Source organism: Okeania sp. SIO2C2 (assembly GCF_010692625.1).
Taxonomy (GTDB): Bacteria; Cyanobacteriota; Cyanobacteriia; order Cyanobacteriales; family Microcoleaceae; genus Okeania; species Okeania hirsuta.
This window is the reverse complement of the sequence record NZ_JAAHGM010000012.1, coordinates 54,254-61,707: the sequence shown is the minus strand read 5'-3', so window position 1 is coordinate 61,707 and position 7,454 is coordinate 54,254. Positions and strand designations below refer to the sequence as shown.

The window sequence follows — 7,454 nt, the reverse complement described above, 5'->3', positions numbered from 1 at the left end:
GAATTAAGTAAATATTGGTATGGGATCAATATAGTTAAAATTCATATTGTTAGCTAAAATTAACAATAATATAATTTTATAATAATTGAAAGTATTTTGGCCAAATTTATTGACAATTAGCAACATCTACATATTTGAGAACAAATTATATCTAATGTCTTTGCATAAGTTATGATAATTTTCTTGTTTAGGCGATCGCTTCACAAAAAATGTAGCGACCGCTCTATTGGCCATGCGCTATATATAGTGTCTTTGCGTAAGTCCTGTAATAGTTGACTTAGCTTCGCGCCAAATTACTGACAAACGAGGAAATTCTAAAAATGCTCTTCCTTCGATTACTAGGAGATTCTGATTCGATTTAGCTGTAGGGGAAGAAATTATGTAGGTATATATCAAGGTAGTTGCGGTTAGATACAGCAGGTAAGGAATTATCAAGTAAGGTAACTTAGCAGCACTAAACACCCCTAAAGTTGCGCCCAACTGATAAGAACAAGCCGAACCAAAAGCGATCGCCGAAATACAAGTTCCTCTAGAACAACTCGAACAAGCACGGGTACTAATCACCGCAGGAACATTACACCCCATACCCATAATTACTCGCACTAAATCCCGTCCCGATAACCCAAACGGACGGAGTAGAGGATTGAGAGCAATGGTAATTCGTTCTATTAACCCACTAGCTTTATATGCGCCCAAGAATAGGGCATAGAGAATAACTGTGGGCATCGCCCAAATAAACAGCAACGGACTCATAGTTATCAGTCCATACTGACCTATGAGTATTTCTCTTAACCAGATTGGGAGTTGGGATAAAGGTTTAATAATGGGATTGATCGCACTTTGTACTATAGGATCTGCTAAAGTCGCAAAGGAGTTAGCGCCCTAGACAGCAATAATAATCGCAGGAATAAGTAATAAAGCGATCGCCAATAACCAGCCTAGTCGAGGATGTTCTAACAGCGTTGGTTGGGGTTGAATATGCCAGCCAGCCCTTGTAGGAATCCATTGCGCGGGAAAAGGATGAGGTTCTTGCAGAGAAGCCAAAATATAGTCTTTTTGTTCTATTGTGAGGTGGCGAGCATCTACAGTGACAATGCTCAGGTTAGAAGTTTCCGTCCATTCCCGAATCACTTGTTGAGTATGAACCGTCGATAATACCTTATCCCAGAAAGTAATCGCCACAACGCCCCGTTTATCTGCTACTAAAGGCAGTAGATCGGCTAAATCTCGATCTACATCGGTTGCCTTGACTATCAATAGCACGGTGTCATTTTCTTGTAGCTGTCTTAAAGCTTTCTTAGTAGTTACGCTGTCGGAACGATAGAGAATTCCAGGAGTATCAATAAAGGTATAGGCTTCAGATTGATAAGTGTCACAAGTCACTGTAGAACCGCGAAAATTGGCACTATGGGCAGCCTGTCCTGTAAGAGAAGCGATTAGTTGGGACTTGCCCGTACTCTCTTTCCCAATAACCACAATACAATCGCGCTCTAATTTTGACGGCGTAAAAATATTCATTCTTGAATCAACACTATATGGTAATGATAATCATTGTAAAATACAAATAACAAAGTTATTTATTCTCTCATGCAAAATCAAGAACAAGCTGTAGTCTTCGACGAAGAACGCGCCGCTACTTATGACGAAAGATTTGCTAAACTCGCCCCATTGAGGGACACACTTCATTTATTGACCCGCCTGGTTCTTGCCGATCTTCCGGTCAATGGGCGGATTCTTTGTATCGGTGTTGGTTTCGCCCTCAAGGATATTTAGTTAGTGCGGATTTAGCGTTTGATATGTCCACTTCGTCATATTTCCATTGACTTCTCTTTCCTTAACTTGACACCAATGGTTGAAAACGCTAAAATTGCCAGAAGTTGATTGTGGAATTAGGAAGAATGTCTCCAGAAGATTTGTTGTCATCTAATTTTTGGGTTGCCAAGATGAAAACCTACTTCAAGGTCATGGACACTAACCAAAATGGTTTTTTGTCGCGCTCTGAATATGAAGAGATTGCGGAGCGGTTGGTACAAAATCAAAACGATCAGTCGAAAGACGAAGAAATTCGTGCAGTGTTTCGCTCCCTGTTTAATAACTTTGTTGCTGGAGGCAGTGAGGTCGATGCTGAAACCGAGATCGGTTACGAAAAGTTCCTAGCCAATGCTGCAAAGGCGGTCTCGTTGATGCAATCGTCGCGTGAAGCGGGTAGACGAAAGAACGAAGTGTTCTTTGATTTCGTCGATACAGATGGCTCTGGAAAGATATCCCGTGAAGAATACCGAAAGTATCTAGCAATATACTCTGGGGGAGAGGATACCGACCGTGCCGATCAAGCTTTCGACAGCATTGATGTTGATGACAATGGTTTCATCTCCCGCGTCGAGTTCATTGAAGGTCATATGAACTACTGGTATGAACCCACTAGCGATCCGAGCTATTCTCCGCTTCCCTATGGGCCATTGGTAGATTCATAATATTAACCCGAGTTTGAGAATCGGCTGCGTGGTAGGTATGGACTTGAGCCGCGATCGCTCACCCTAAGCGATCGCCGTCATCCTTTCTTGTCACAAAGTTTTAACGCTTGCCGTTAGTATAATAGTTCCGCGTCCCTTTCGCATCTGGTAGTTCACCATGTAAATATCGAAAAACTCTGTGTTACTCTAAATCTCTAAAAATGTTGAAGTATTCGATTCGTTTACTTGTACATTAGAGTTGTCGCTAAATAGATAGAAAAAATCGCTCAAATTAAGACACAGTAGTAATTCCATACGTTTTGCACTGGAAATTGCTAAAATCCTTACATGATAAGGGTTTAGCAGTTTTTTATAGTTATAAAGCGACAAGTCTATTACTTGAGATTTAAAACTTTACCAGTTCCCACTTAAACATTACGCATTCTCCAACGCCATAAATCTTATAGTTCAACAAACACAATTGTCATTACAGCAAGAAAGGTCATCTAAGAACAAACCTTGTCGGCGATATTCTTCCAATGGAGTAGGATCGATTCCCAGACGTTGAGCAAGCGCATTTGCTACCACAGCAAATCGCTGCCGAAATTTATAAATGAAACAAAAAATTAGATTGCCGTGACGCACTGAAGGACCGACGACAAATAATCCTGGAGTTAGGGTAGACTCATCTTCTTGAGTCAGAGCTGCATAACCATTTGACCAGTCAAATAGAGGTGCGATTTGTTTTAAACTGCTATCAAACCCCGTACAGAGAATTGGCGGTGTAGAACTAAACCACTGTTCGTACTCGCTCTCCACCACATATCCTTTTTTTACTGCTTTGACTGCTTCAACGTGCTGTTCTCCAATTAGTTCTACCCGACCCATAGAATAAGCTATTTCTAAACGTTTTAGACTATAAGGAGACAGAGAAACACTAGGATCTGAGTCTAAGTTTGACCAGCTACTCTGGCGATCAATTAACTTTACTTTTTTCCCTAATGCTGCCAAATTTGATGCTGCATCTACACCGCTTTCATAGCCTCCGACAACTACAAATTCGTCCCCCTCAAGCTCTGTCCAAGAATTTATTTGGGAATTATGAATACACAATTGGGCCCCTGGAAAAGGATTAAGATTGGGATATTGATACTCTCCTGCTGCCCAAATCACAAACTGCGATCGCAACTCGCCTTTAGAAGTTTCCAAGACAAAGCCTTTGCCTTGAGGTAAAGCTGCAAGAGTTTTCACATTTGTCTCAGTTTTTATAGGTAGTTGAAAATGGTCTGCTACAATCTCCAAATATAGGGCATATTCTTTCCCCGAAATATGTTCCTTTCTAAAACTGAGGGCAGGAGAAGTATTTAAAACTATTGCGTTGAGATCCAGTAATCCAAAACCATGACTGGGAAACGACGGCGTAATGAATCCCATTTCTTCTGGCCAACGACTAAAAGAAGCCCCGACTTGATGTCGTTCTAAAATGACAAAGTTTTCAATTCCTAAATCTTTTAAGACTACGCTACAGCCAATTCCAGCAGCCCCAGCTCCCACAATTACAACTTCAAAGCGATCGTTAGTTTTGTTCATAAGCAGACAACCTCCAATAGATACTTTATGATAATGATAATTATTCTATAAAAAAAAGCTAGCTTTCTAACAAAAAATATTGGTGAGGCAGTGGTAAACCATGATTGACCAAAAAATAAGGTCTCAAGCATCCACTTTTAAGGGGATGAAAAAGCGGTCGTTTCAGCTCAGAGCCGACATGAATGCTCCGCATTCCGTTAGGATGGAATGCTGAGGAAACCTCGCCATATCCAATCGACCAAGAGAAATATTTGGTTCAATAGACATCTCCAGAAAATAAACTTGCCCTTTATTTACCATAAAATAGAGTTGTAAAATTTCCTGATAAAATCATTTTCTGTACATTTTTACTGAAAATATCTTCCCTTTTCCCTGTTCCCTATTCCCTGTTCCCTTCTATAAACTATGGAATCAGAAAATCTAAATGCTCTCCAGACTTAGAGCGCAAATCTTCAAGAGTACCTTCCAACTTCAATTTACCGTTTTCCAAAAACACAATCCAATCCGCCCGACTAATCACTTTCGGGCGATGACTAATCAAAATCGTAGTTTTACCCCGCCGATGAGACAACAATCTGTCTAATACCTGCGCTTCACTCACCGGATCTAAATTAGCAGTAGATTCATCCAAAATCAAAATCGGTGGGTCGCTAACAATTCCTCTAGCAATAGCCAATCTTTGCTGCTGACCGCCAGAAAGATTAGCACCAAACTCTCCCAATATGGTTTGATACTTATTAGGCAACCTGGTAATAAACTCGTCTGCTTTAGCAACCTGACAAGCTTTAACAATCTCCTCAAATGTTGCCTCCGGATAAGCAAGACGGAAATTAGCTATAATCGTGCGACTCCAAAAATGAGCATTTTGGGGAACTAATACTACTTGTTGTCGCCAACAACTGAGATCAATATCATCTATATTATAAATACCTATACGAATATTACCCCCATCCACCCGATACAATCCGGCAATTAGTTTTGCGAGAGTGCTTTTACCACAACCAGATTCACCTATCAAGGCAATAACTTTTCCACCAGGAAGCGTCAGAGAAAAATTTTTGAGTAACTCAACTCTACCTGGGTGGTGAAAATTGAGATTCGTACAAACAATATCTGCATTATCAACAATTTTAGCAACCGGTAATTGATGCTCATTCTGACTTTCTGGTGTAGATTCGATAACTTCCACAAGTCGCCTTGTTGCTAGTTGAGCGCGAGTGAAAGGACTGATAAAGCTCAATAAAGTAATAATTAAACTCAAGAAATTTGCGCTCATGCCGTTGAATGCTAGCAGTTGCCCAATAGTTAATTCTTGATCGATGACGAGAGTGCTGCCAAACCACAGTAAGAGTATTCCCCCATTCCGAGAAAAGAAATATGTGAATGTATTGCTAAAAATCGTTGTCTGAGTAGCGCGGTAGCTAACACGAGCTTGTTGGCCATAGCGACCTTGGAATTCCTCCCAGAAGTAGGGGGAAGAATTAGTGCTTTTCAGGACCAAAGCTCCTTTGAATGTTTCTACTAAGACCCCTTGATTTTCTGCTGCTAAGACTAAGAAATTCCGAATTTTTTGACGGATGGTGGGTAATAATGCTAGGACTGTTATCGTCATTATGGCAGCGATCGCCACGGGAACTACAGTCAGTTTCCAACTATAGAATACCATGAATCCTAGGGAAATAACTCCCACAAAAAATTGGCTTGGTAAAATAATCCCAACTAGAGAAATGAGTTGGTTGATTTCTTGGATATCCCTCAATCGACTGGCAATTTCCCCACTACGACGCACTTCGTAATATGATAGGGGCAGTTGGAGCATGACTCGGCAAAATTCTAGGATGATATCTAACTCCAAGCGTTGGGCAAAGTGAGCAATGAGCATTGATTGAATAAATCTAAGACTAACGGCAATGGTATTCATTACCAAGACAGCGATCGCTACTCCCGTCAACATATTCCTATCCCCACGAATCAGTACGTCATCTGTCAGGATTTGTATTAAAAATGGAGAAGCTAAAGAAAGCAGACCGATAAACAGGTTTAACAGTAAAGCTTCAGCAATAGTAGCGCGATAGCTCCAGATACGCCCTAGTAAATGCCACAAACCTGTAACTTTATCCCTATCCTCTGGGTTTTGATAAAAATCTGGGCGCGGTTCCACTAACAGCATTGCCCAATTAGTCCAGCTTGAAATCAGCTCATCTCTTGTTAAAAATCGAATCCCCACAGATGGGTCTGCAACAACGAATTTTTTGCCTCGTCTTCCATACAAAACAACCCAGTGATTGCCCTTCCAGTAAATAATTCCTGGTAGAGGAATGCTATTTTTATCAACTAATTCCAGGGTAACTTGCACTCCCCTGGCGTTAAAACCAAGCACTTTGGGCGACCAGTACCTTCGCAGAGGATATGAATAATGGGGGGGGGTGATTATTGGCAGTTACAGCGACCAAGAAGGTAATATTATTGGGTTCCGTGCAGTAGAAACTGGAGCCGAAATTGAAATTTTAGATGGGGATACAAAGATTATCGATGTCACTTTTGACAGTACGAGAGTGGGGACTCCCACAAGCAAGACTTTGACTATAGCTAATACTGGCGATCGCCCTCTGATTCTGACGGACTTAAATTTGCCCGATGGTTTTAGCCTAATTGAGCCACTGCCAAATAACTTCAATCTCGCACCAGAAAACACGGTGGAATTAGCAGTGCAACTAGATGCAGAAACAGGTGGTGGTTTTAATGGCACTTTAGAATTGATTGCCTGTGACAGCGAAGAAAACCTGTTTGGCTTTACATCTACTATTTATGGAGCGGTTAATGGCAGTGGGGAAGATGACACCTTGGTGGGGAGTGCAGTTGTAGATACTCTAGTTGGAGGTGGTGGCAATGACCGGATTTTTGGTAAGGGAGGAGACGATAATCTTCAAGGCCACCCTGGTAACGACCATTTATTTGGTGGTAGTGGGGACGACATTCTGATTGGTGGTATTGGTCGCGATCGCTTAAATGGTGGCGAGGGGAACGACACCCTCACAGGTGGAGCAAGCATAGACCGCTTCATCTTTGCTACAAATCAGGAATTTGCCCTAGAGGATATTGGTGTGGATACCATAACTGATTTCGATCTAGTGCGAGATTTAATTCTTTTTGATAGGGAGACTTTTACTGCCATTGAAAGTGAGGCCAGTATTGATGAGGTGTTTGCAACCGTGACAACCAATGCTGTTGCAATAATTTCTGAGGCAGCGATCGTCTATAACTCTAACAACGGTAATTTGTTCTATAACGCCAATGGTAGTGATTCTGGTTTTGGCAGGGGCGGTCAATTTGCGATTCTCTCAAACCAGCCTGAACTGAGTGGGGAGAATTTCTTTATTAGAGCATTGACTTAATCAGAGAATAACAATA

General features: G+C 41.3%; 7 protein-coding genes. 3 read left to right on the top strand and 4 right to left on the bottom strand.

The window, feature by feature from the left end:
* Positions 1–237 precede the first annotated feature (237 nt).
* Together F6K18_RS13080 and F6K18_RS13075 are read right to left on the bottom strand one after the other, a co-directional pair.
* On the bottom strand, positions 238–753 hold the full coding sequence (locus F6K18_RS13080; protein WP_287521361.1) for a nucleoside recognition domain-containing protein: 516 nt from the start codon (positions 751–753) through the stop codon (positions 238–240).
* A 129-nt stretch (positions 754–882) separates the two neighbouring features.
* Complete coding sequence (locus tag F6K18_RS13075) at positions 883–1,518, bottom strand: GTPase domain-containing protein (protein ID WP_287521359.1); 636 nt, start codon at positions 1,516–1,518, stop codon at positions 883–885.
* Between the two features lie 69 nt (positions 1,519–1,587).
* On the opposite strand from F6K18_RS13075, the gene F6K18_RS13070 reads away from it, so the two are divergent.
* Positions 1,588–1,773: a hypothetical protein gene (locus F6K18_RS13070; protein ID WP_287521357.1), complete on the top strand. Its 186-nt coding sequence runs from the start codon at positions 1,588–1,590 to the stop codon at positions 1,771–1,773.
* 125 nt (positions 1,774–1,898) lie between these two features.
* On the top strand, positions 1,899–2,474 hold the full coding sequence (locus F6K18_RS13065; protein WP_287521356.1) for an EF-hand domain-containing protein: 576 nt from the start codon (positions 1,899–1,901) through the stop codon (positions 2,472–2,474).
* Between the two features lie 447 nt (positions 2,475–2,921).
* On the opposite strand, the gene F6K18_RS13060 is transcribed toward F6K18_RS13065, so the two are convergent.
* Complete coding sequence (locus F6K18_RS13060; RefSeq protein WP_287521355.1) at positions 2,922–4,043, bottom strand: NAD(P)-binding domain-containing protein; 1,122 nt, start codon at positions 4,041–4,043, stop codon at positions 2,922–2,924.
* A 403-nt stretch (positions 4,044–4,446) separates the two neighbouring features.
* Positions 4,447–6,423, bottom strand: a complete 1,977-nt coding sequence (locus F6K18_RS13055; protein WP_287521353.1) for a peptidase domain-containing ABC transporter — start codon at positions 6,421–6,423, stop codon at positions 4,447–4,449.
* Between the two features lie 46 nt (positions 6,424–6,469).
* Here F6K18_RS13055 and F6K18_RS13050 point away from each other — a divergent pair, with 46 nt between their 5' ends.
* Positions 6,470–7,438, top strand: a complete 969-nt coding sequence (locus F6K18_RS13050; protein ID WP_287521352.1) for a hypothetical protein — start codon at positions 6,470–6,472, stop codon at positions 7,436–7,438.
* Positions 7,439–7,454: the final 16 nt, after the last annotated feature.